General features: G+C 58.2%; 25 protein-coding genes and 2 pseudogenes. 11 read left to right on the top strand and 16 right to left on the bottom strand.

Annotation, left to right across the window (positions count from 1 at the left end):
- Nucleotides 1–38 precede the first annotated feature (38 nt).
- The 8 genes from ATN84_RS09225 to ATN84_RS09190 form a co-directional block, all read right to left on the bottom strand.
- Nucleotides 39–1,700: a UvrD-helicase domain-containing protein gene (locus ATN84_RS09225; protein WP_068881379.1), complete on the bottom strand. Its 1,662-nt coding sequence runs from the start codon at nucleotides 1,698–1,700 to the stop codon at nucleotides 39–41.
- Complete coding sequence (locus ATN84_RS09220) at nucleotides 1,697–3,637, bottom strand: ATP-dependent nuclease (RefSeq protein ID WP_068881945.1); 1,941 nt, start codon at nucleotides 3,635–3,637, stop codon at nucleotides 1,697–1,699. The genes ATN84_RS09225 and ATN84_RS09220 overlap by 4 nt, the downstream gene beginning before the upstream one ends.
- 166 nt (nucleotides 3,638–3,803) lie before the next feature.
- The gene (locus tag ATN84_RS09215) at nucleotides 3,804–4,730 is read right to left on the bottom strand and encodes an HNH endonuclease (protein ID WP_068881378.1); all 927 of its coding nucleotides are present in this window, start codon (nucleotides 4,728–4,730) and stop codon (nucleotides 3,804–3,806) included.
- A 45-nt stretch (nucleotides 4,731–4,775) separates the two neighbouring features.
- Complete coding sequence (locus ATN84_RS09210) at nucleotides 4,776–5,708, bottom strand: HNH endonuclease (protein ID WP_068881377.1); 933 nt, start codon at nucleotides 5,706–5,708, stop codon at nucleotides 4,776–4,778.
- A 158-nt stretch (nucleotides 5,709–5,866) separates the two neighbouring features.
- Nucleotides 5,867–6,784, bottom strand: a complete 918-nt coding sequence (locus ATN84_RS09205; protein ID WP_068881376.1) for a nucleotidyl transferase AbiEii/AbiGii toxin family protein — start codon at nucleotides 6,782–6,784, stop codon at nucleotides 5,867–5,869.
- The gene (locus ATN84_RS09200) at nucleotides 6,771–7,562 is read right to left on the bottom strand and encodes a type IV toxin-antitoxin system AbiEi family antitoxin (RefSeq protein ID WP_068881375.1); all 792 of its coding nucleotides are present in this window, start codon (nucleotides 7,560–7,562) and stop codon (nucleotides 6,771–6,773) included. The genes ATN84_RS09205 and ATN84_RS09200 overlap by 14 nt, the downstream gene beginning before the upstream one ends.
- 600 nt (nucleotides 7,563–8,162) lie before the next feature.
- Nucleotides 8,163–8,432, bottom strand: a complete 270-nt coding sequence (locus ATN84_RS27460) for a hypothetical protein (protein WP_201026349.1) — start codon at nucleotides 8,430–8,432, stop codon at nucleotides 8,163–8,165.
- The gene (locus tag ATN84_RS09190; RefSeq protein ID WP_201026348.1) at nucleotides 8,422–9,261 is read right to left on the bottom strand and encodes a hypothetical protein; all 840 of its coding nucleotides are present in this window, start codon (nucleotides 9,259–9,261) and stop codon (nucleotides 8,422–8,424) included. Before ATN84_RS09190 ends, ATN84_RS27460 begins: the two co-directional genes overlap by 11 nt.
- A gap of 149 nt (nucleotides 9,262–9,410) precedes the next feature.
- Here ATN84_RS09190 and ATN84_RS27780 point away from each other — a divergent pair, with 149 nt between their 5' ends.
- The 5 genes and pseudogenes from ATN84_RS27780 to ATN84_RS28130 form a co-directional block, all read left to right on the top strand.
- Nucleotides 9,411–9,653 (top strand): helix-turn-helix domain-containing protein, encoded by a 243-nt coding sequence (locus ATN84_RS27780; RefSeq protein ID WP_082766201.1) that lies wholly within the window; start codon nucleotides 9,411–9,413, stop codon nucleotides 9,651–9,653.
- Between the two features lie 278 nt (nucleotides 9,654–9,931).
- The gene (locus ATN84_RS09185; protein WP_153020178.1) at nucleotides 9,932–10,315 is read left to right on the top strand and encodes a transposase; all 384 of its coding nucleotides are present in this window, start codon (nucleotides 9,932–9,934) and stop codon (nucleotides 10,313–10,315) included.
- Nucleotides 10,312–10,656, top strand: a complete 345-nt coding sequence (gene tnpB, locus ATN84_RS09180; RefSeq protein WP_068881372.1) for an IS66 family insertion sequence element accessory protein TnpB — start codon at nucleotides 10,312–10,314, stop codon at nucleotides 10,654–10,656. Before ATN84_RS09185 ends, tnpB begins: the two co-directional genes overlap by 4 nt.
- A 73-nt stretch (nucleotides 10,657–10,729) precedes the next feature.
- The gene (gene tnpC, locus ATN84_RS09175; protein ID WP_068881371.1) at nucleotides 10,730–12,322 is read left to right on the top strand and encodes an IS66 family transposase; all 1,593 of its coding nucleotides are present in this window, start codon (nucleotides 10,730–10,732) and stop codon (nucleotides 12,320–12,322) included.
- A gap of 33 nt (nucleotides 12,323–12,355) precedes the next feature.
- Nucleotides 12,356–12,436 (top strand): annotated as a pseudogene (locus ATN84_RS28130) (transposase domain-containing protein); the annotation flags it as partial.
- A gap of 18 nt (nucleotides 12,437–12,454) precedes the next feature.
- On the opposite strand, the pseudogene ATN84_RS25950 reads toward ATN84_RS28130, so the two are convergent.
- A pseudogene (locus ATN84_RS25950) lies at nucleotides 12,455–12,652 on the bottom strand (helix-turn-helix domain-containing protein); the annotation flags it as partial.
- A 1,191-nt stretch (nucleotides 12,653–13,843) separates the two neighbouring features.
- Nucleotides 13,844–14,983, bottom strand: coding sequence for an RHE_PE00001 family protein (locus ATN84_RS09165; protein WP_068881369.1), 1,140 nt, complete (start codon nucleotides 14,981–14,983; stop codon nucleotides 13,844–13,846).
- 179 nt (nucleotides 14,984–15,162) lie between these two features.
- Between ATN84_RS09165 and ATN84_RS09160 the strand changes: the two genes are divergently transcribed.
- The 4 genes from ATN84_RS09160 to ATN84_RS09145 are packed head-to-tail and all read left to right on the top strand — an operon-like array spanning nucleotide 15,163 to nucleotide 17,288.
- Nucleotides 15,163–15,420 carry a type II toxin-antitoxin system VapB family antitoxin gene (locus ATN84_RS09160; protein ID WP_068881368.1) on the top strand — a complete coding sequence of 86 codons (258 nt, stop codon included), beginning with the start codon at nucleotides 15,163–15,165 and terminating at the stop codon, nucleotides 15,418–15,420.
- Entirely contained in the window at nucleotides 15,417–15,818 is a 402-nt protein-coding gene (locus tag ATN84_RS09155; RefSeq protein WP_068881367.1) for a type II toxin-antitoxin system VapC family toxin, read from the top strand. The genes ATN84_RS09160 and ATN84_RS09155 overlap by 4 nt, the downstream gene beginning before the upstream one ends.
- A 31-nt stretch (nucleotides 15,819–15,849) precedes the next feature.
- Nucleotides 15,850–16,137 (top strand): DUF7673 family protein, encoded by a 288-nt coding sequence (locus tag ATN84_RS09150; RefSeq protein ID WP_068881366.1) that lies wholly within the window; start codon nucleotides 15,850–15,852, stop codon nucleotides 16,135–16,137.
- The gene (locus ATN84_RS09145; protein WP_425287386.1) at nucleotides 16,137–17,288 is read left to right on the top strand and encodes a site-specific integrase; all 1,152 of its coding nucleotides are present in this window, start codon (nucleotides 16,137–16,139) and stop codon (nucleotides 17,286–17,288) included. Before ATN84_RS09150 ends, ATN84_RS09145 begins: the two co-directional genes overlap by 1 nt.
- A gap of 81 nt (nucleotides 17,289–17,369) precedes the next feature.
- On the opposite strand, the gene ATN84_RS28005 is transcribed toward ATN84_RS09145, so the two are convergent.
- From ATN84_RS28005 to ATN84_RS09135, 4 genes are read right to left on the bottom strand one after another with little or no spacing between them, the layout of a single operon-like run.
- A complete protein-coding gene (locus tag ATN84_RS28005; RefSeq protein ID WP_280139606.1) occupies nucleotides 17,370–17,501 on the bottom strand; it encodes a hypothetical protein in 132 nt (43 codons plus the stop codon).
- A gap of 47 nt (nucleotides 17,502–17,548) precedes the next feature.
- Entirely contained in the window at nucleotides 17,549–17,695 is a 147-nt protein-coding gene (locus ATN84_RS27775) for a hypothetical protein (protein WP_244491050.1), read from the bottom strand.
- Entirely contained in the window at nucleotides 17,688–17,849 is a 162-nt protein-coding gene (locus ATN84_RS27455) for a hypothetical protein (RefSeq protein WP_201026364.1), read from the bottom strand. The genes ATN84_RS27775 and ATN84_RS27455 overlap by 8 nt, the downstream gene beginning before the upstream one ends.
- Before the next feature lie 34 nt (nucleotides 17,850–17,883).
- A complete protein-coding gene (locus ATN84_RS09135) occupies nucleotides 17,884–18,117 on the bottom strand; it encodes a helix-turn-helix domain-containing protein (RefSeq protein WP_068881365.1) in 234 nt (77 codons plus the stop codon).
- A 135-nt stretch (nucleotides 18,118–18,252) separates the two neighbouring features.
- Between ATN84_RS09135 and ATN84_RS09130 the strand changes: the two genes are divergently transcribed.
- Nucleotides 18,253–19,086, top strand: a complete 834-nt coding sequence (locus ATN84_RS09130) for a hypothetical protein (RefSeq protein ID WP_068881364.1) — start codon at nucleotides 18,253–18,255, stop codon at nucleotides 19,084–19,086.
- A gap of 63 nt (nucleotides 19,087–19,149) precedes the next feature.
- Nucleotides 19,150–20,232 carry a HEPN domain-containing protein gene (locus ATN84_RS09125; protein WP_068881363.1) on the top strand — a complete coding sequence of 361 codons (1,083 nt, stop codon included), beginning with the start codon at nucleotides 19,150–19,152 and terminating at the stop codon, nucleotides 20,230–20,232.
- A gap of 750 nt (nucleotides 20,233–20,982) precedes the next feature.
- Here the strand turns inward: ATN84_RS09125 and ATN84_RS27765 are convergent.
- A complete protein-coding gene (locus ATN84_RS27765) occupies nucleotides 20,983–21,477 on the bottom strand; it encodes a DUF3800 domain-containing protein (RefSeq protein WP_244491049.1) in 495 nt (164 codons plus the stop codon).
- A gap of 16 nt (nucleotides 21,478–21,493) precedes the next feature.
- Nucleotides 21,494–21,784 carry a DUF3800 domain-containing protein gene (locus ATN84_RS27760; protein WP_244491048.1) on the bottom strand — a complete coding sequence of 97 codons (291 nt, stop codon included), beginning with the start codon at nucleotides 21,782–21,784 and terminating at the stop codon, nucleotides 21,494–21,496.
- Nucleotides 21,785–22,153: the final 369 nt, after the last annotated feature.

Raw genomic sequence — 22,153 nt, 5'->3', positions numbered from 1 at the left:
CCGGGGACGGAATCGCGGAGCAGCGCTTCGGCGATGGACTAGGCGTAAGCTTCCGCATAGCCGAGAAACTCCGTCTGATCCGTCCGTTCTGAAGTCCACCGTGACGCCCCTTCTGGCTTGTCGCGACGATCGCACGCAGTGAGCACGAGCCTTTGCTTGGCGCGCGAAATCCCGACGAAATATGCGGCGCGTTCCTCTTCGATCTTTCCCCAGAAGGTCTCCTTCTCGATGCCCATCACTATCACGGTGTGGAATTCCAGGCCCTTGCTCTTGTGGATCGACATGATCCTGACGGCGCGATCTGCCGAAAAGGCAGTCAGCGCCGCGGAGAGGTCACTTCCATCGTCAAGCAAATCGGAAATTCGGGCTACCGTGCCCTCGATCAACTGATCTAGCCTGTTGCCTTGCGCATAGTCCGGTGAAAAAGCCACAACAGCATCTCGACCGATCATGTCGATGAGCTCCTGGGCGAGTTTTGTCAGCGCATCGTAGTCGCCAGGATTGATCTGCCCTGTCGCTATTTGCTGGCGAACGTCGCCAACATAGCGGTCCCACCGAGAACGAGCACGGTATTCCTGCTCATCATCGAGACTTTCGCTGTAAATGACGGCTTCCAGCAACCGCCGAAACGCCTCCGGTTGCGCGCCACCGCTGACCACGAGGAGAAAGTCAGTTAGCAGCCTCACGGCCGGCTCGGAGGCGAAATCCTGCGCCTGGTCTTCCTCACGGAATGGGACCTTTAGCTCTCGCAGAGCAACACGCAGTTCTTGGCAATAGAGGTTCTGCTGCTTGCTGACGAGCACTGCGATTTCGGAGGGCTCGATGGCATCCTTCTCTATCCAGCCGCTGATCGCGTCAGCAAGATACGAGGCTTCCGCGGTGGCATCCTTGAAGTGAAGAATTTCGATCTCGCCATCTTCGCCCGGCAGCTCCGCATCGTCGAGCGCAGCGGGAGGATCCATGACGCGCACCATCGCATTTTGCATACGACGAAGCCGGGGGGCTGACCGAAAGTTCTGATAGAGGTTCAGCGGTTCTGCTTCGAAATCTGCTGCATAGGTCTCAAAGATACCCTCCAGCGCTCCGGCCCAGCCCATGATCCTCTGCTTGGTGTCGCCGACTGCAACTAACTTAGCGCCAGAGTCTAGGAAGCAGGCTGTGATCAGTGCGTACTGCTCTTTGTTGCAATCCTGGAACTCATCGAGAAAGACATGGCTATAGGTCTGTCGGATGGCGTTCCTCGCAATATCACTGGACTCGATGATTGTTACCGCCAGCGGAACCATGTCTTGGAACGTGATCGACTGCCTTTGGACCCGCGCTGGCCCGATACTATAGTCTGGATCGAGAGCATCCTTTCCCGTCAGTGCCAGCCGGAAGCGGTCAATGATCCGCTTGGCGAAGGCGTGAAACGTATGGCTGTCGAACCGCGCTGCTAGCTCGTGACCGCACCGCTTCCGAACTCTTGCCTTGAGGTTCTGGCTCGCGTCCACCTTAAACGAGATCGCTAGAATTCGCTTGGGATATCGACAGCTGCCCGTGCGAAGGAGGAAGTCCGCCCGCTGCGCAAGCGTTTCTGTCTTGCCAGCTCCCGGACCTGCGGTCAGTGCCAAGTTTCGATCAATTTCGGTTGCCGCGACAAGGGCATTCGGCTCGAGCTTGAGATTATCCGACGGCGTCCATCGGTCAACGCGCATCATTCGGGCAACGCCTTCAGATCTTCGCGGATGCGCTCCAGCAGGCGCTTGAGAACGTCCGGCAAGTCGTCTGCTAGATCTTTGTCCGTCAGGTTTGCCATCGCCTGAATATGCCACGCAGGCTTGCTGCCGAGCTTAAATCGCGTGTTGTAAGCGTCAAAGAATTTGAGTTGGTCATCCTTGTATTGACCTTTGACAGTATCGCGTTTCTTGCCGAGCACGGCCTTGAGCGCACCCTCGTCCGGAGCCTCAAGCTCGTCGTCCTCCACGCCATACGCGCCGGGATAGGCAGTCATCATAAGAAAATCGAGATCAAGCGGCGAAGAGAAGAACACACTGTGCTCTTCAAGGAGTTCGAACCAGCCATCGTCGGCCAACATCAGTCCCTGCTCGCTATTCCAGTCGGGGATTGATTTAACCTGCGCGCCGTCGAATCCAATCTTCTCCACGTCGCGATATGCCCGCAATTGCTTCGCCGCGTATTTGATTCTCCCCCACCCGCCTTGGTACCGTGCGAGATCCAAGTCCAGCAGCGTGACATGGGGTATTCCTAGGCCATGTAGAAGTCGCCAAAAGTGGTTAACGTGTCGTCCGCCCAAGGGCACGACCGATATCGATGCATCGTCGGCGAGTATCCCTCCGGCAGCCAGTAGCCTCGGCAGGACAACCTCCTCGCTGTCACCTTCGCCCAGAACCACGAAGCGCGAGAAATAGAGTTCAGGAAAGGCTTGCACCGCCTCGCGAACGAATTTGTGCGCCTCCTCGTCCTCAGGCAACTGGATGCATCTGACAACCGTGGTGCGTTTTTCATCAAGCCGCATATATCGGACGGATTCCGGCTGAACCCGCCGCATCAATGAAGGAGAGTGCGTGGCGAGCACCGCCTGAGCGTCCTGCCCACCAGCGAATTGTTCGAGTGTTCGGACGACGCGGCCCAGATAGTGCGGCGAAAGGCTGTTCTCCGGCTCCTCTACTGCGATCAGTGTGAAAACTGCGGGTCGCAGCTTGTCGATATCAAAAGCATCCCCCAGTTTGCCACTGAGTACCTCGACCCCGATCTGGTGCATGCCCAGCACAATCGACAAATAGAGGAGCGACTGCTGCCCGTCGCTCAGCCGGGAGAAGTCGACCAATTGCTCGCCGTGGCCTGGTGTGAAGCCTACGCTCATGTGGCGCAGAAGGTTTTCAACCTCGCTCCGGTCGAATGAAATCGCCGGGTCCACGAAATAGTCGCCCTTGTGCAGCTTGCCCCACTGGGTCGACAGCGTGTCTGTCATTCCCTCGATCGCGCTGTTCCCGGCGAGGGTCGCGCTGATCTCCTCAGTTAGATCGGATATCTTGTCGCGCTCCCCTGCCCAATCCGCAGAACGCAACGCACGACCCAACAGCGCATTGGCCGAGTAGGAAATATGATCCGCAGGGTCACGACGGGCGGGCAGGTAATGCACCTGAATGGCATTGCGATCGTGCTTTGCGACCCGGCTCTGCTCCAGGGGCTTCCCGTCGCCGTCCACCTTCATGACGAAGGTGAAGGTCTCTTCGATGTCATCATCCTGGTCGATCTTGGCATGCAGCCGGAATCGGACCTGCGCCGGCCCCTCAATCCCCATTAGCTGCATGTGGGCGAAATTTCCAGGAACCGCAGGAGCTTCCTTTTCGCCTTTACCTAACAGTTCGGGGAACTCAAAATCAGCCTCGATCCAAAGCTCTCGTTCGGCAGGCAACTTATCGGGCTTCTCGTCATGCGGAACGTGAAAATCGGATTTCCTGACCTTGCGTTGCGCCGGATCCAGACTGAACAGTCTGGCCAATGCTTGTAGAACCGCAGTCTTGCCAGCACCGTTTGGCCCGAGCAGGAAAGTCAAATCGTCAAGTTCTAATTCTGTTGAATCCGCTTCAAACGATCTGAAGTTGCTTATACGCAACCGCACTAGCTTCATATCCACCGCCCCGCCCAATATGTTTCAGCCAGAATTTGTTATAATAAGGCACCGCACTTTTATAGCATGGTGAAGCTTGCCCAAATCTCTACTTCACGACCACGGAAGCAATTTTTTTCGAGAGAAACCAATAGCTGACAACACTAAGCTGTGCTCAACATTCAACCTATCGATCTCGAAACTGCGAAAACCTTTCTTCGAGACGGCCTCTGTCGGGATAGTCCTGACCACGGGTCGGCAGCTTGATAAGCTGCCCTGCCATAGCTTTAAGCCCATACTCGAACATGGGGCCATCGTTTATCGAAAGCAGAGCGTCGCTCACATGGATCCGGTAATCTGCATCGATGCCAATCAAATTGGCATCAAACGCCGCATGATGAATTTTCGAGAGCGGAAGGCCGTTTTGGACGATCGGTTGTCCGAGTTCTTCGTCTTTGTCTGGCATGATGTGGGCAGCGTCGAGCAGTCGCGCTTCCGGCAATCCTGTAATCGCACACTTATTGCCGTACGCGCTTAAAATTGCCTCACGGAACGTGGCTTGATGAAGACGCTGCCGGACCAGCCGCAAACCGTATCGTCGCTCCGGTGCATCTGGAATGGACCAATCCTTATTCGTTGTGGCTGGAGCGCCGAAGGCAAGGCGTACCTTCAAATCCGTTGCTGACCATTCGGCGACATAAGTTGGCCAGATGAATGTGTAGCGCTGAGGCGCCACACCAAGGAAGTAGAGGATGGGAATTTGACCATCTCGTGCTTCGCGCAGCCACCGATTGTCAGCGGCACCTGCGTCCGTACCCATGAATGCATAGTCAATGAGTTCATCGCCACGCTCAATTTGTGCATGAACCGTACGTTGGTCGTCATACCAGACACGCGCGCCAGTTCGCGGATAGACGGTCCGCACACTGAGCAAATACTTCATGGACGCCGGCTTGAATATTCCTCGCTGGGGGTTGATCAGCGGAACTCGCTGCCCGTCTATAAGGAATCCCGCCCGTAAATCGTCTGCTGTGATCACCCCACCGGCGCTCGCACGTTTGATGTGCTCGACCGCTGCCAATCGAATGCGCGTATCTATCGGAGCCTCACTCATGGCATCGTCCAGTCGGCAGCAAAAGGCCGGTTATGAGAGAGGCGTTCATCCCAGATACCGGTGCTCTCGATGCCACGACAGCGCGTCGGCTGACGGCGCAGCATGTCGGTTCTTGGGAGGGCGAATGGGCGTTCCCTGAAGATCATAGTAGTGCCGACCGTTATCAAAATCAGCTTTCAGACGGCCACTGACCTCGAACCGGCCATCCGGTGAGACAGTCACATATCCGAGGTCGAAAAGCCGATGGATGTCAGTGCGAAGGAGCAAACCGTTCGAAGCTGCGTGCTCTCCACCAGCCTCGAAAGCACGGATGTGGGCGGCATCCAAAATCGGCAGGGTCTTTTCACCCGAGACAGCGCAACGGCGTTCATAGTTATCGGTGATCGTCAGGCGAAACGCGCCCTGCCCTAATCTCGGCTTGATCAGCGTCGGATTACCGAAGCGCTCAACCATCACCGGCTCTGTATTGCGAATCTCAGGAACCGAGTTCAATCGATCTGTGACTGCGGACCATAGATATTGTCCCTCCCCTTCCTCCGCGTTGAATCCCTTACCGGTCACGATGTTTGGCGACCAGCTCTCCGGAACAGGCAGCCAGAGCTCTTTCGGCCAAAAGAACGGCTGGGTCAGTATCCGACAACCGATGACGGGATCCTGTCGATCGTCCAGGGCAATCGGATCGCGGCGATAGCTCGCAATTCGCGCCCGCATTTCAGAGCGACTGGAAACGCCGTTCTTAAGGCCAAAGGCTTCCCAGGCCAGAGACAGTGGCGCGATTGACGCGTGACCGAAGATGCCGCCTCCAACGATGAAGTTGTTTGGCGAATGCAGCTTGAAGAGGAACAGCTCGCCGGGCTGAAGCGCGCGAAACTGCGTCGTCCCGCTGGGTTGCCAGAAATTGACTTCGTCATGTGGAACAGAGGCGCTCAACTGATCGAACCAAGCCTTGTCCGTAACGCCGACGAAGAGACGGACCATGGTCTAGCCTCTCAGCTCGGCTGTGTTTTGAAGCGCCGACGTTCTGGCAATCCACATCGTCAGCGCTGCAGCCTGAGAGCCAACTACTGCGGAGCATAGCCTGCAGATCGTCGTTTTGTTCCTTTTCACTTCGGCGCTCCCCACGCGTCCCTCGTGTCTCATGTCGCGAGCACCCGCCTGAGATCAGACAACAGCTTTTCGCGTCGGCCCTCCGAAAGTTTGGCCAAGTTGTCGACCTTCCAGCGCACCGCCGGCAAGTCAGCGGCTCCAGGCACGCCTAGCAAGTCCCACTCTGGCTCGCTGGCTTTGAAGGAGAGAAGAAAGCGCCGGTGCTCGGCGGGCATCTTGCCAACGACCTCGACGATTAGAGCTTCACGAGCATCGTACAGCGCCTCCAGGGTCACGGGCTCTTCCGTCATGCCGGCAAACCCCGCGTCAAATTCGTGGCGCAAGTCCTTGCGCGTCGGCGCCAAGACCTCGCCCATCGGCCTGTTGTGGCTCAGGATGTAGACAATGAAGGCACGCCGCAGCTCATCGGATATTCCCTCATTCGCGAGCAGATCCCTGACATCGAACAAATCTCGCGGATGCTGCCGATCCAAAGCGGCGACGATCTTGCCAGCGTAGAGGTCCGGGAAGGACACAACGGGCACCTCGGCATAGCCGAAGAGCTCTTCGACCCGGTCGCAAACCGCCCGTGTTTCAGGAGAGTAGACGCAGCCACGAATGACAGGCGTCACCTCGATCTTGATCTGCACACCGTCGGAGGTAACCAGCACCTTTGTTGCAGTGCCTTCGCTGTGCAGCGGCACGACCTGGGTGCGGCTGTGCGGTACATTCTCGGCTATTCGGGCAGCAATCCGTCGTATGGCGGCATCGATATTGGCGAGAGAAGTCGCGCGATCTTCGACCGGCAGATAGGTCAGATCGATATCGACCGACAGACGTGGAAGGTCTCTAACGAAAAGATTGATGGCCGTGCCACCCTTCAATGCAAAAACGTTCTCCTCTGCAACGAGCGGAAGAACTCGAACAAGGAGGCCGACTTGCGCGCGATAGGCTTCAGACGCCGGCATCGAGTGTCTCCGGCACAGTGATCTGATACTTGCTGTCCAGCCGACCACCCACCTCGATCTGGCGCTTGCCACGACCGAGGTCGATACGTTTGAGATCGAGCCGGCCGAACCATGGATGGGCGTGCCGCTCGGCGAACCAGAGGAACAGCCGCTTCACCTTCACGCTACGGCACGCTTCCAGCACGGCCTGAACTCGCTTCGGGCTTAGAGTGCGAACCGACTCCATTAGGACGTCCGCTTGATGGAAGGTCTCCCGGGACGGGAGCAGGTCGAGAAGCTCGCAAAATGCTCGCTCCGGCGCGGAGACATCAAGCTCCCACCCCCAGTGTCCCCATGCCAGGCGCGTCCTTCCAGGTGCGTCGGCATCGAAGAGCTTGTCTGCCTTGTGTTCGACAAACTGAGCGTCGGTCGGTATTCGCTCGACCCAGCCAGGCAAGCTGCCATAGGCATACAGATGGACTTCTGGCTTGCCCGAAAAGCGGAGGTAGTGCGTCAGGCCTTGTAGCTCGAGGGCACTGCGGCCACCGACGTGCACGGATTTGTCCAGAAGTCGCTGGAGCGAGATGATCACGCGCTGCCACGCTATCGCCTGATCAACGTTGCCGGTCGGTCGCTGATAGACGCCACGAACGACACCTTCGAGCCAGCCCTGCGCCACGTACTTTTCGCGCCACTGCCGACGGTAGCCGTGCTTTTCCAGCCAAGCGGTGTCAACCACCAGCCCCTCGGGGAGCAGGCGATGCAATTGGTTTATCTTTTCGTTCTTTTGACCTACCATTAGTGGGTGAAAATAGCATGAGTCTAAACCGAAGGACAAGTTCGGGGTTTCGCATTTTCGACCCATCAATGGTAGGCATAAAAGCGCAATATTCAAACCAGAGAGATGGAGCGCTTCTGGAGGAGGAAATGGCCAAGCTGCCGAAATTCATGCTTATCCATAACGAGAAGAAGGATCGGTGGGATCTGACCAAAGACGGCGCGAGTCGTCCCAAGAAATCGCCGGGCTGACCCGTATCCATTTCCCGGCACTTCAACGAAAGCAACCCGCATGCCTCGCACGATCGACGAAGTCATGGCCGATCTTCCACCGGCCCAGCAGGAGGAAATCGAGAGGCGATATCACGCGTTGCGTCAAGTCCTGCCACCCCCGCAGCGCGACAAGGTGCCAGACAACCCGCCTGCAGCCAAAAGCATCGGCCCTCGCCTGCCGCGCCATCAATAACCTATCGAGACTTCCTCACCTCGCCAGCCTACCACCGCGAGGGCGCGAAGCCGTGATCATCATCATCGCCGAATAGACGCTCCGCCTCGAACCGCTCCTCCATCGCCTGCGGTGATAGGCGAGCCTCACGCTTCGCTAAATGCTCCCTCGCCCAGGTCAGGAACGCCGACAACCGGGGGCGCGGCTCAGCCAAACCTCCTCCGTGAGCATGGCAATGAGACGACGAAGCCGATCCAGTTCGTCGAGTTCGGAGAGAATCGCTCCCAGGCCGGTGGTACGGCGATCCTCAACATGTTTGATGCGCGCAGCCAGTTCGCGGCGACGGCGTTCCTCCTCGATCCTCCGCTGCTCCGCTTCACGCCTGAGCCGCTCTTCCGTCTTCGCCGCTGCGAGCACCGCGAGGCCTACAGCGATATCACTGGCCATATTCTCCAGCCGCTGAACTTTGGCGTCGCGGAAACTCCGGCGCGGCGCAGTGCCCCCGGAAAACATAGACCTGCTCGAATTCAAACGAGAGCTGACCGGTCGGACGGTAGTCCCATTCCGGAAAACGAGGTCTGTCGAAGAAAACGTCGTCCCAAGAGTTTCGCCTCGCCGCGCGATCTCTCTTTCGTTCCCAGGCCTCCTCTTTGGCCCGCTCAGCATCAGTCAGTACATGTTTCTCCCGCCTGATCGTTTCTGTGATCGAGAAGCCGACGGTCTCAGTTTCGGATTTGAATTTCGCCAAGCCCTCGCCTGCAACGAGCTCGAAGCCTTGGAGTGATGCTGCCCGGACAATCCGCGGCAGGGCGACGGCAAGACGGTCGATCGACGACGACGCCACCTCACACTTGATGAGCCCAGGCCTGTCAGCAGCGACGATACCGATATCGGATGGCTTCGCCTTTCTGAGCCATGCGAGCGTCCGCTCGATGACCGGGTGCGGCGGGGCTGCCTGGCTATCATCGCCTTCAGACGCGAGAATACGTGCCTGTTCGCGCACGCCCGCGAGCGCGGCAGCTTCACGGCTGAGGTCTGCACTGGCAATTGTGATCCTGTCAGCACTTCCCGCCTTGGCCTTCGGCAGCGGCGTTTGCTTCACCTTCTTCCCGGCTGCCTTCTTCGCCCACCAGCCAAGCGGTGGATTGGGGATGTCATGCTTCCTGCAAATCTTGTGAAGCGCGACATCGGAGATCGCGAAGTCCTTTGCTAAATGTGTCAACGGCTTGGACCAGACGAGTTCGTAAAATTCTTCGCGCGTAAAAACTTGTGCCACGGTGATTCCTTCGATGCTCTCTCTGTCTGCCCCCTCAGAGGTCCAATGCCGCTTCAAGCATCATAGAATCCTCCTTGGCATCGCCTAGTTTCATCATCCGTTATTGTGCAACAGGCTGCCGCACAATTGCGAAAGCCCAGGAGTATTTTGTGTCTGTTCCTATTTATCTAACGCTGGATGAGGTCGTCGAACGTTATCGCAATCAAATCAGCGACGGCACGCTGCGCAATTGGCGATCTAAGAGGATCGGGCCATCGTTCATCAAAATTGGCAAAGCAGTCCTATACCCAATCGATGAGCTAGATCGCTGGGACCGTTCAAACCTCGTCGTATGCCAACGCACGCGACATCTTCCTTTCGATACCGTTGGGACCGAGACCGGCGAGCTGTGAGCGTGGGGATGAGCCCGTCTCATTAGCGGGCGCAAAGTCTGCTCATCCGGCGCCCGGGAGCTAACATTGACGCTAAACGCATACATTATAACCGGGGTATCTAGCGACGGTAAAAGCGCTTCCGGTTGCGGGCTGGATCGACAAAAGTGAAGCAGTCTATGCTGTGATTATCTTAGCCTTGATCGAGGTGAATTGTAAGCGACAAGGAGACCCCGTCTGGCGTAGGGAGTGAGCGGTCGTATATTGGTAGCGGACACGATGAGCTGCTGTGAGCTTCTATGTCTGCGCCTAGTTCTGAAACTAGAACCTTCCACATGATTGAAGCGGTTGCTGAGCGCCTCGAGGGCGCCCCACGGCAACTTCGCCGGCGTTGGTCGGATGCGTTCAAGGCGCAGGTTGTGGCGGAGGCAATGGAGCCTGGCGCGAGCGTCTCGGCGATCGCGCATCGGGTTGGCATTCACCCGTCGCAACTCTTCACCTGGCGTCGTGATGTTCGGAACAGGCGACGTGCTTCATCGCGGCTTTCGAGTTGCGAAGCGGCCGTGGTGCAGGCGGCAGGCGCGGTGGTCGAGGTCGTCATTGGCGATGTTGTCGTGCGCGCCGGCGCGGACGTCGACGAGGCGCACTTGCAGCGGGTGATCCGGGCGGTGCGATCGGCATGATCCCCTCCGGCGTGAAGGTGTTCCTGGCCAGTCATCCTGTCGACTTCCGCAAGGGTCCGGACAGCTTGCTGTCGCTGGTGCGGGATGCCGGCAATGATCCGTTCAACGGTGCGCTTTACGTCTTCCGGGCCAAACGTGTAGACAGGGTCAAGATCGTCTGGTGGGATGGATCAGGGGTCTGTCTCTATTCCAAGCGACTGGAGAAGGCGCAGTTCTGCTGGCCCCGCATCGGGCATAACCGGATCCAGCTCAATCATGCCCAGCTTCTGGCGCTCATCGATGGCATGGACTGGAAGCGGGTCCGCGCCGTACCGGTCAAGCCGCCGGAGATTGTTGGGTAAAGCCTTGCGGCGAAGTGAATCAGTGGCCTGAAAGGGCAGGAAAACCGGCGCAAAATGTGCTCTGGTCGAACCGATGACGCCACCCGATCTCAACCTTCCAGACGACATTGAAGCGCTGAAAGCTTTTGCGCTTGCCATGGCCGAGAAGGCGGCGCGCGCCGATGTCCTGGAGAGTGAGGTCGCCGATCTGAAGGCCCGCAACGCCGATGCCGATGAGCGCATCGAGCGGCTGACGCAGATCCTGAAGGCCTTTGATCGTGCCCGCTTCGGCCGGCGATCGGAAAAACTCGGCTCCTCCACCATTGACGACGAGCAGCAGGTCTTTGTCTTCGAGGAGATCGAGACCGGCATCGCCGCGATCAAGGCACAGATCAACAAGGGCCGCGAGCGCCCGGATGTCAAACGTCCGCCGCGGCCGCGCAAGGGCTTCGCACCCCATCTTGAGCGGGTCGAAGTGGTGATCGAGCCGGAAGATCTGCCCGAGCATGCCGGCAAACGGAAGGTGCTGATCGGCGAGGATGTGTCGGAGCGGCTGGATGTGGTGCCGGCGAGGTTCCGCGTCATCGTCACCCGGCGGCCGAAATATGCCTTCAAAAACGAAGACGGCGTCATCCAGGCGGCGGCCCCGGCGCACATCATCGAAGGCGGCATTCCCACGGAAGCGCTTCTGGCCCAGATCGCCGTCTCCAAATATGCCGATGGCCTGCCGCTCTATCGGCAGGAAGCGATCTACGCCCGCGACAAGGTCGAGCTCGACCGCAAGCTGATGGCGCAATGGATGGGCAAGCTCGGGTTCGAGCTGGAGATCCTCGTCGACTACCTCTTTGATGAGATCAAGAAGGGGGGGCGGATCTTCGCCGACGAAACCACCTTGCCGACGCTCGCTCCCGGCTCCGGATCGACGAAGACAGCCTGGCTTTGGGCCTATGCCAGGGATGACCGACCATTTGGCGGCAGCGGTCCGCCGATGGTGGCCTATCGCTTCGAGGATAGTCGAGCCGGCGAGTGCGTAGCCCGTCATCTGAACGGCTATCGCGGCATTCTCCAGGTCGATGGGTATGCCGCCTACAACAAGCTGGTCCGCTCCGATCGCGGCAATGACGGCGTCACATTGGCTGGCTGCTGGTCACACAGTCGGCGCAAGTTCTATGAGCTGCATGTCGCGGAAAGCTCGAAGGTCGCAACGGAAGCAGTCGAGCGGATGGCGAAGCTCTGGCAGATTGAGGAGACCGTGCGCGGGCAAAGCCCTGAGGCCCGCGTCGCGGCGCGTCAGCAAACCTCAGCCGCGATCGTTGCTGAGCTCTTTGCCCTCTGGCAGAAAACCCTGCCGCGGATCTCCGGAAAATCGAAGCTCGCCGAGGCGATCCGCTACGCCATCTCGCGTCGCGCCATCTTCGAGCGCTTCCTGACCGACGGCCACATCGAGCTCGACTCCAACATCGTTGAACGAGCAATCCGGCCCCAGGCCATCACGAGAAAGAACTCACTCTTCGCCGGCAGCGACGGCGGTGGAAGGACCTGGGCAACCATCGCCACACTGCTGCAGACGGCGAAGATGAACAACGTCGATCCACTCGCCTGGCTCACGCAAACCCTCGAGCGCATTGCCAATGGCTGGCCGAGCAGCGAAATCGACGCGCTCATGCCGTGGAACTACGCCGCCTAAACGGCCTCAGCTTGTCGCTTACTCGCCTGGCTCACGCAAACCCTCGAGCGCATTGCCAATGGCTGGCCGAGCAGCGAAATCGACGCGCTCATGCCGTGGAACTACGCCGCCTAAACGGCCTCAGCTTGTCGCTTACGGTCGATCAAAGGCTACGCTTCTAAACAATCCCCTATGTCCGAAACCTCCCCTCCCCGTCATCTCCCTCAAGCCCAGTTCCAAAACGATCCGCCGCGCCGCTTGCGGCGTGTCGTCGAGCATTTCCGCCACCATCCCGGCCGACACAAGTGGTTTCGCCATCGCCAGCTCGACCAGCTCCGGCAATTTCGACGTAGCCATGTAGGCGATGCGGGGCACATGATTTGAATACGGCGCCTTGCTGGTGATGCTTTGTCGAGAGAATCGCTGGCAGCTTTTCGATCACAAGGTGTGTATCTGAATAACCAGCCGAACGCGCACCGTTCTTGAAAAATGGGTAATGCCGAAAGAGTTTTTTGTTGTACTCCGGTTTGAACAAGTGGATTAGCAAAGCCTCGACTTCGTTCGTTAACTCGGCCGCGCCCGGCTGGAGTTGCGGATTGTAAAACCGCTCGAATGAGTCGTTAGCGTCGTCAAAGTCGAACTCGTACAAGATCGGATTGCCATGCTTTGGTTCGAACGCGTCGTTATATGGAAACAGCGGATTGTCACTGATGCCCCCGATGGACAACATCAAGATCGAGATTTCTAGCGCAGGTCGCGTCGTTAGAGCGCTCAAAGGCTCCTCTAGCGTCAAAATCTTTTGCAGTTTTTCGTGACCAGTCAGCCTTTTCCATATTTTTTGGGAGAAGGCCTGACCAATGTAATGCACATGATAGTTCAGGTAGGGTGTCACGTCACCTTTGATGAAAACAGGAAGGCCGTTGGCGAATTTTTCATAAATAAGCTTCTGCGGTGTTTCCCATACGATAAGTTTCCCATTTACATCGAGCAGGCGGAACCCAGCGACCTCCTTGAATGGGACCTCACGGGTTTCTGGATCACGGTACCAAAGGATTTCCAGTTCGCAATCTGAAGCATTTGGAACACCAAGATCACTGAGTCTGACTTCGCATTGCAGCGGCGCATTGAGCCCATCCACGATATCGAACGACAATGCTCCATCTTCCGGCACAAGATTGTCGAAGTAAATGAGCGGCCTTTGCAGAATGAAATAGATTGTCGAGGCGTTCATTCTTGCTTGAACAACGGCTTCCTCTTTCAAAAATTCATATTCAAATGCGGAAACGATCGGGTATGTCGTGCTCGCAAAAATATCGAGCAGCTTTATTCCCCTGGTCTTTGCGTCCATTTTCGTCTTTTTCCTCAAACGCAATTTTCTGTCCATTTCGCCGGCCTTATGCTGGCGTATTTGCTTTTAATAACTAGAACTTATCAAAAATGCCGTTTTCGGCCGTGGAAAGGGCTTCAGCTGATCGCGGCGTAATTGGCCCACCAGCGTCAACCGGGAGATCGGAAGCAAGACTCAATAAATCAAAGTCTACGTCAGATCACCCCCCATGCCCGAAACCTCCCCCTCCCCGTCATCTCCCTCAAGCCAAGCTCCAATACGATCCGCCGCGCCGCCTGCGGCGTCATCTCGAGCGTTTTCGCGACCATCCCGGCCGACACCAGCGGCTTGGCCATGACGAGCTCGACCAGCTCCGGCAATTTCGAAGACGTTCGTCTTCCCGACAATTTGCGTTCCATCATCTGCCGAGCAAGCGTCAGTCGGTCATGTTCCTTGATGCCGATCTCGGCGGCAGCCAACAAGCCGTGGGCGATGGCGAACAGCCGCGTCTCCCGGTCGCGATGCCGGCGTTGATCGACCGGAATGGTTTTGAGGCCGAGGTTGACCGCCGCAAGATGGGCACCTGACGTAATGCCGGCTTGACGCAGGATCGACGCGGCGAACAGCCGGCCGAGCCAAGGCGCATGCTGAAGGACGGAAAGCTCGTTCCAGGCATCGAGGGCAATGATCGCCTGCAGCACCGCCGGCAGGTTTTCGGCCTGGCGCGAAACGCCACGCCATTCCTCCAGCCGGGCATCCTCGTCCCAGTCAAGATCATAGACCAGTGCGTCTCTGTCTGCCGAGGTGGCGCGGCCGGGCCGCGTTGCGTTTTCGATCGCGGCCTCCGACCGAGCCAGCACTGCATCGATGGCCGCATAGTCGACGCCGGGGAGATTTTTGCCAAGGTCGGCGCCATCCCCCTCCCCTTCCGGATCGATTGTGACCGCACGCCGGATGGCATCGATCGTCTGCGCCTCTTCCGTGTCAGCCGACCCGATCTCCGAGGTTTTCCGCAGCGAGCGGATGCCGTCGGCAGAGAGCGCCCAATCAGGGGATTGGCCGGCGATCCGCCGGCGGGTGCGCAACACGTCCCGGGCGATTGTCAGCTCATGGGTCGGGGTGCGGATATCGCGGGTGGCATCGTGGAGGACGAGATCTTCGAGATGCACCAGTTCGCCATCGATCCACAGCGAGGCGCAGGCGTCGGTGAACTGGGATCGTTCGAGGAAGCCTTGGCCGACCGGCGAACGGGCGATCCGCTCGTCGAGACGAGCCAAGGCGATACCGGCTTCGAAAGCCGGCCGCATCAGGGTGTTCATGCTGATTTTCGCGAAATCGTAAGCCATTGAAATCATGGTAGATGATTTGTTAAAAGAACTCTATTAGGAAGTTCCAGTTCCCCACTTGTTATGATTGGTGGTTGATGTAGTCACTTCCGATAAGTTTCTTATCGGAAGTCAGCCATCTAACGCATCTTTCTTGCCATCTCGCGCCTCGATCGCTATATTGGAGGCAAAATTTCAGCGAGGAAGTCATGTCCGAACCGCAACTCTCCGTGCGTAGCACAAAAGCAAGGGATCTAGCGCATGCTCTGGCCAAACGCACCGGCCAGCCGATCAACAAACTGGTGGAATTGGCGCTCGAGCGCTACGATGTCGAACTCCGACAACAGAGCAATCTCCATCCCCTGGATGCCGTCTGGGAACTCGCCGCCGAAGGCCGGCGGAGCGTACCGGCGGGCACCACGTCGGCGCATGACGATCTCTATGACGAGAATGGGCTGCCAAAGTGATTGCTCTCGATACCTCGGTTCTTGTCGCGATCATGCTCGATGAGCCCGAATCCGAAACATTCAAGGCGGTATTGCGGCGGGAGACGGTCATCATCGGCTGGCCGACACTGTTCGAAACACGAACGGTGCTGACCGCCAAGCGGTTTTCCAACCCGGGCGACATCGTCGCGCGTTTCTCCGAGGCGCCCAACATCACTGCCGTCGCCTTTGACGGACAGCATTACCATGCGGCCGAGCGAGCGCTGGAGCGTTACGGCAAGGGCCGGCATTCGGCCAGCCTGAATATGGGGGATTGCTTCTCCTACGCGGTGGCTTGGGTCGCCAGGGCGCCGCTGCTGTTCAAGGGCAATGATTTCGGCCAGACGGACCTGAAGCTTCATACGGCATCAGCCGGCTGAAGAAAGATCGCCAATCAAGCCCGAGGATGCCATGGAAGACCGCGTCAGATTTGCCCTCGAAAAACTGCTGAACGTCGCCCATGAGGACACCGGCCAGGGGCTCCGGGTGGCCAATTTTCTGCTCGCCTGGTGGAACGCCGAGGTGCATGGCGGCTTTGATCTGACCGATCTCTCCAACGTCGACCCGCACATCGGCGAGGACATGGCGACGATCTTCACCTTTCTCGCCCGCGAGGACGATGTCGTTTATCCCTATGACTATCGCAGCGAGATCGAACAGATCATCGGACGCTGGCGACCACAGGCGGAGAGCGCCTGATGGCAATGTCGCCGGACCCGCTTTCCGCCGATGTCGCACGCCGGACCGAAGCGCTCGACACCATCGCCGCGGTGCTGCCGATCGACCGCCGCGACAAGCTTGCCGAATTGCTGACGGATCAGGATGTCGAAACCCTCCGCCATCTCGTCAATCAAGGCATGGGCGCAAATACCCTGCGCGCGCTGACCTCTGATCTTGCCTATCTCGAAGCCTGGTCGCTGGCGGCCGTCAGCAGCCCCCTCCCCTGGCCGGCGCCGGAAGCGCTGCTCCTGAAATTCGTCGCCCATCATCTGTGGGATCCGGCGCGGCGTGAAAGCGATCCCGAGCACGGCATGCCAGCCGAGGTCGACCGAGAATTGCGGGACGGCGGCTTCCTCCGCTCAGCCGGGCCGCACGCGCCCGACACGGTACGGCGGCGGCTGGCCAGTTGGTCAACGCTGACGAAATGGCGCGGGCTCGACGGCGCTTTCGCCTCCCCTGCCTTGAAGTCGGCGATCCGGCTCGTGGTCCGCGCCGTGCCGCGGCCACGTCGTCGCAAGAGCGCCAAGGCGGTGACCGGTGACGTCTTGGCCAAACTGCTGTCGACCTGTGACAGCGGCAGCCTGCGCGATCTACGCGACCGGGCGATCCTGATGCTCGCCTTTGCCTCCGGGGGGCGCCGGCGCAGCGAGGTCGCCGGTCTGCGCAAGGAGCAACTGGCGGTCGAAGCGCCGGTCGCCGGCGAGGACGGGAGCGCCCTGCCCTCGCTCGCTATCCATCTCGGCCGCACCAAGAATTCGGGCGCCAGCCAGGACGAGGTCGTCTATCTGACCGGTCGGCCGGTGGAGGTTCTGAGCGCCTGGCTAGATGCGGCAAAGATTGACAGCGGCAGTGTGTTCCGGGCAATCGATCGTTGGGGCAATGTTTCGCGCCGGGCGCTCGATCCGAAGGCGGTCAACGATATCGTCAAGCAGCGGGTGAAAATGGCTGGCCTCGAGCCGGGGGAGTTTTCCGCGCACGGGTTGCGGTCGGGCTATTTGACGGAGGCCGCCAATCGCGGCATCCCCCTCCCGGAGGCGATGGAGCAATCGCGCCATCGCTCGGTCCAGCAGGCATCGAGCTACTACAACAATGCGACGCGTAGAAGCGGGCGGGCCACTCGAATGCTCTAGTTGCGGCTCTCTGACATGAACCTGCGCTTGCGGCGAAGACGGTACGGGCTATAGGGCCCCTGCTTTGCGGACATAAACTGCTCAGACCTTTGAACCGTGCCGCGAGCGCTCAGCGATGCTCGAAAGATCGACCTTCTTGCCCGCGACATCCGCGACGATTTTCAACGTGCCACCGAGGGATTCAACATAATCGCGAAGCGTCGACAGCTTCATGTCGGCGCGCTTCTCCAGTCTTGAGACGTTGGTCGGCTTGAAACCGGTTACAGCAGAAACATCTTCCTGCGTCCGTCCAGCAGTGCCCGCAATTCCCGCAGATTGTGCGCCGTGACGAGGTCGTCGGCACGCTTCGCAACGGCGCGCTGTTCATCCTCAGGCAGCGTCTGTATCAGCTTATCGAGATCATCCATGTCTCTTCTCCAACTCGATCAAATGCTCGTCGTACCGTTTGCCCACCAGATCGATCAGCCGTTTGTAGAAGAACTTCTGGTTCACACCGCTCTTCACACCACCGCAGAGAACCACAGCCTTTCGCTCCAGATCGAAGGCTAAGGCGAACAGCACCCGTGATACCGGGTCGCATCCGGACTGCCTATCATCAACGCGTGGTCGTCTTCGCCAGTCGTATACCCGGACCGCCGCCGTTCTCCGGGATGAACTCGATGCCGGCAGCCTCTAAAACGTTGCGTAGATGATCGATTGTGCTCGATTTGAGCTGTTCGCCCTTTTCGAGGCGAACTACAGTTTGCGTGGAAACCTGAGCTGCTTTTGCGAGGTCCCGAACTCCCCAGCCCAGTGCGACACGCGCCATCTTGCACTGAACCGGCTTCATTTCACAACACTGTAGTGATTTTTGTTGCCCATCCGCATTTCAACTTGTATTCTGCCAACACTTAGACGGCTGGACGATGTGTTTGCCCACACCATCCAGCCTGACCACAACCCAAGCTGATAGGAGCTCGGATCAATGGCTGATTCGGACGATACCACGACTTTGCCTTCCGTCACGCGCAGGATGTTGCTGACGGGCACGATGGCAGCGACAGTGACATGGCCGTTTGAAACTGGCGCGGACGCCGCCGGGGCGCTGGCCGGCAATGCCACTGCCGATCCCGCGCTGGACCTTTGGCGGCAATGGCTGGCAGCCTATAATGAAACGCAGCGTCTTTGGAAAAGGCAGCTGGCCCTTGAACGCAGGATGGTTGCGGCGGTTGGATTTCCGGAAGTGGAAATGACATTGCCCGGAAAGAAGCAGCCGGTCCGTGCTTTCAGTCTGGAAGACATAGACCGGATATGCGGCGATGCATCCGGGGAACGCAGGATGGTCGCGGCGGTTGGATTTCCGCGGGTGGAAATCACATTGCCCGGAGAAAGGCAGCCGGTCCGTGCTTTCAGTCTGGAAGACATAGACCGGATATGCGGCGATGCATCCGGGCATCAGGCCGTGAAGACGCGAGCGATCGCAGCCTTCCGGCAACGGCAGGAAGCCTGGGATCGTCTGGATGACGCCTTGGGATATAGTCGTGCCGAGAAAGCCGAGATACGAGCTGACCGCACTGAAATGAAACTGGCCGACGCCCTGATGGCCACGCCAGCCACGACGCTTGCCGGCGTGGCGGGCAAGCTCGATGCGGTCCTGCGCAGGGGCGAATATTTCGAGGCGGGCCCGGATTTCCCCTGGCCGCAGCTGCGCGCGGCGCTGGCCGATCTGGTGCGCATCGGGCAGGCTTGGCAGCCGGGCCTCTTCATGCCCGGCTGCGACGTCAAGGGCTTCCCCGCAGCCAATGGGCGCGCATCATGAAAAGCCTGCTCGGGGAAACAAGACGGCGAAGCCCTCCACGGCACACTTGCACCGGAGGCTGCCATGTCCGTGACACTGCCTGAACGCCTCGGCCATCTTCCCGGGAACAGGCGCCGTGAACTGGAACGGATCGCACGGATCCTCTTCGATGAATTCGAGGAGGCGCAAAAGGGCAGGCTGACGGACAGGGAGAAGGGCGGCAGTATCCTGAAACTGGTGCTCTTTGGCTCCCGTGGACACGGTAACCGGATCGGAGCGTGCGAGGGTGATGATCGCTGCGCATATAACCTGCTCGTCGTCGTCAGCACCAAAGCCTTCGCCGATCCGCGTTTCTGGCACCGGGCCACGGATCGCCTGCTGCGGGAACGGACGCTCACCAGGCATCTGGCGACGCCGGTCAACTTCATCGTTCATTCCATCATGGACCTGAACAACCAGCTCGTGCTCGGTCGCCCCTTCTTCGTGGACATCGTCCGCGACGGCATCATCCTCCATGACACGCCGGGTTTTCCCTTCGTCGAACCCAGGCCACTGGATCCAGAGGTCGCCAGGGCCGAGGCGCGCCGGCGTTTCGACCACTGGTTCCCGAGCGCCACGCATCGCTTCGAACTGGCGAAGGAGGCCATGGGGCGTGGCTACCACAGGGAAGCAGCCTTTGACCTGCATCAGACCGTCGAACGGCTCTATCATGGCACCCTCAATGTCCTGACGCTCCATAGCCCGAAATCCCACCGACTGACCTTCCTGCGCACGCATGCGGAGCGGGTGGCGCCCCTGCTGACTGCGGTCTGGCCCCGCGACAGCCATTTTGCCAGGCAGTGCCTTGCCCGCCTGCTCCATAGCCCGAAATCCCACCGACTGACCTTCCTGCGCACGCATGCGGAGCGGGTGGCGCCCCTGCTGACTGCGGTCTGGCCCCGCGACAGCCATTTTGCCAGGCAGTGCCTTGCCCGCCTCGAGCGGGCCTATGTCGAGGCCCGCTATGCGCACCGCTACGAAATCACCGGTGAAGAACTGGTTTGGCTCACCGAACGTGTGAAGGTGCAGCAGGAAACCACCACCGCGATCTGTGCTGCACGCCTCAATGGGGTGGACTTCGCGGGAATGGAGAAAGCCGAGCCACGCCATGACCATCAGGAGGCCTGAGCGTCAATCACTGTCATGGATCAGAGTCCGAGCCCCCTGCCCCTGCCGCGCCCAAGGCTGAGAACGCGTTTCGAAGGATTTGCAGCGAGGTTTCATGCCGCGCCGACGCATCTGTGCTTGCCAGCGTCGCCTGAGCTTCCGGATCGATGTCATGTGATCTCCAATTGATATTGAAGATTACGCGTAGGATGCCCCAATAGGGGAGCCAAGGAGATTATTCCGGCGCATTAAATGAGCCGCTATCTCGTTCTAGGCAATAAAGTTGCTTCGCCGCTTTCAGTGAGGAAACGCTGTTTGGCCTGCTGCCGGTTTCATGGACGCCGAGTTAAGGTGTTTCCAATGAAACTGGAGCGCATGAATGCAACGAAGGAAGTTCAGCCGCGGCCGGCCACCATTCCAGAATGAAGCCAGCCACGATTCCGATCAATATCCGGCCGGTTAACTTCGGAATCCGCAGGCCGAGTGTTCTGGTTACCTCAGCGGATACGAATATCGCGGGAGATCAGCCGCCAAATGGACGGTAGGATCGGTATCCATAGCGCTCGAAAACGTGGTTCAGGATATAATTTTCGACGTAAACAGCGAAAGACCACGCCGATGACCGTGCGGGTGGTGTTACCGTTTTGGGGTCGAAATATTGGAATGAATTTCTGGAATTCTGGAATTCAGCGTGCTATATAATAAATAAATGGATTGGGGTTTGTTCCTGGTCGGCGTTATGGCCTCGGTTTCACCGGGGCCTTTCGCTTTTCAAGGGAACACTTTAAGTCCATGAAAGATGCTTTGTGACTTAGGGCCGCGCCAAAGCTTTTTCGAAATAATATCAAAGGCCCTGTTTTCTTGTTTTCCTTTGAATATCCTCAAGCCTATCGGGCGCGCAATTAAATCGGCAATTTGAAGCCCCGTTGAGTTTGCCAGCTTGGATGCGAACACGATATCAAAACACGGCATTGGCCTGCGTCCGTTCCTTGCTTGTAAATAATGGTCGCCAGCTACGATACGTCTAAATTCAAGCTCCAAAGCTGCGTCTTCTTTTCCTTTTCCGGCTTTCTCTCTCGGGCTTCTGGACTCACAGACAATATGGCATCTGTTTTCATGGGCAGCATTGTGTTCGATGAATTCATGGGCCTTTTCCATGCAGAACAGCAGCCCCAACTGGTATGGGTTTTCAGGATTGACGTACCGTCGCTTTAAGCTTTCCTTCCTGATAACGGATGCCACAACTGTCATTGGTATGGCGTCCATAACGGAACTCAGGTCTTCAAAGGAACCTGTCCTTGATTTTATCATACTGTAGGAAGTGGAAAGGACCGCGTTTTTTAACTATATCAGACTCGTGTAGAACAACATTGTCGTGACCAAACCAGCGAAACTTAAAGGCTTGCATCGCTGGTACTGCTAAATTGACGTATTCTTCTTTCTTGAAGATGCAAAAAGCTAGGGAAAATATGGGATAATTTTTGTCTATCGACGTTAGGCTATGGTCACCGCTTTCGTCTACATAAATGATATAATCGCCGAAGTTCAATTTTCGGTGCCCCCGAATCTCCACGGTCTATTTTCTTACGGTGCGGGCGAAAAGCAAGCCAATCCGTCGGCAACAGCCAACTCCTAAGCGCGCTTGGCATATGACGAGAGGAGATAGAGGAAGTGCTGCCCTACCAGGGAGGCCACACGCACCGCCATCAAGGCGCTTTTAAAGGACTGTGATTTTCTCCTGCGCGAGATCAAGAAGCTGCCGGGGCCATGTCACCGGGTTATACGCGCGGCTGGAGACCGCTCTCTTCCTACAGGCAGTGATTAGGCGCACGCCCATGGAATGCCCTCTACTTGCAAGCCCTCGGCATTCATGATTACCTATGGTTGTTTTCAGCCATGGGGGGTTTTTATGAAAACGGTTCTCACTCTGCTTGCCGTATTG

The sequence above is a fragment of the Paramesorhizobium deserti genome (assembly GCF_001558695.1).
GTDB lineage: Bacteria > Pseudomonadota > Alphaproteobacteria > Rhizobiales > Rhizobiaceae > Paramesorhizobium > Paramesorhizobium deserti.
Note: the sequence above shows the minus strand (reverse complement) of the source record. Positions and strands in the feature narration are given on the sequence as shown.